The sequence below is a fragment of the Tannerella forsythia genome (assembly GCF_001006485.1).
Classification (GTDB): Bacteria; Bacteroidota; Bacteroidia; order Bacteroidales; family Tannerellaceae; genus Tannerella; species Tannerella forsythia.
Genome location: NZ_JUET01000073.1, coordinates 1 through 840 on the forward strand (window position 1 = coordinate 1; position 840 = coordinate 840).

At 52.5% G+C, this 840-nt stretch carries 2 protein-coding genes; both read left to right on the forward strand.

Annotated elements, in window-relative coordinates:
* The coding region (locus Tanf_RS16690) for a hypothetical protein (protein ID WP_046825284.1) at positions 1–444 on the forward strand (444 nt) is incomplete at its 5' end.
* A partial coding sequence (locus Tanf_RS16695; RefSeq protein WP_046825285.1) for a hypothetical protein occupies positions 441–840 on the forward strand: 400 nt, incomplete at its 3' end. The genes Tanf_RS16690 and Tanf_RS16695, both read left to right, overlap by 4 nt.

Sequence of the window (840 nt, forward strand, 5' to 3'; positions counted from 1 at the left end):
AAAGGCAGAGAAGTAAGAGGAGACGAGAGAGGAAAGAGTAGAGAAGCAAGAAGGGAGGGGGAAGAGGGAGGAGGGGGAAGAGGAAAAGAAGGGGAAAAGGGAGGGGGGGGGAGAAAAGGGACAGACGGAAGAGGCAAGGCAGGAGAAAAAAAGGGCAAGGAAAAAGAACAAGGCCGAGACGAAGGAGAAAGTAAAGGAAGAAGGGGAAGAAAAGAAGCAAGGAGGCTGGCGACACGGAGGGGAGAAGGGACGGGCGGAAGAGCGAGAGAAAAAAGAAGGAAGAGAAAGGGGAGAAGAAAAAAAGAAGAGAGGAAGGGAGGGAAGAGAAGGGAGGAGAAAAGAGGAGGAGAAGAAGGGAAGAAGGGGGAGAAGAGAAAGGGAAAGGAAGAAAAGAGAAAGGAGGGAGGAGAGAGGGGAAGAGGAGAGGGAAAAGAGGGGGAGTGAAGAAAGAAGAGAGAAAGAGGAGGAGGGGGGAGGGGGAAGAGAAAAAAGGGGAAAGAAGGAGAGGAAGGGAGAAAAGAAGGGGGAGAGGAGAGGGAGGAAGGGAAGGAGAGAAGAGAGAAAAAGAAAGGAAGAAAAAGGGAGGAAAAGGGGGGGAAGGAGGAGGAAAAGGGGAAGGGGAGGGGAAAAAAGGGGGAGGAGAAGGAAAAAGAGAGGGAGAGGGAAGAAGAGGGAGGAGGGAAGAGAAAAAGGAGGGGAGGAAAGGAGGGGCGGGGCATGGGAGGAAAAGGGAAGGGGGAGAAGAAGAAGGAGAAGGGGAGAAAAAAAAGGAAGAGGGAAAGAGGAAGAGGAGGGGAGAAAGAAAGAGGGAGGGGTATCCGATACCGTACGGTCAATCCC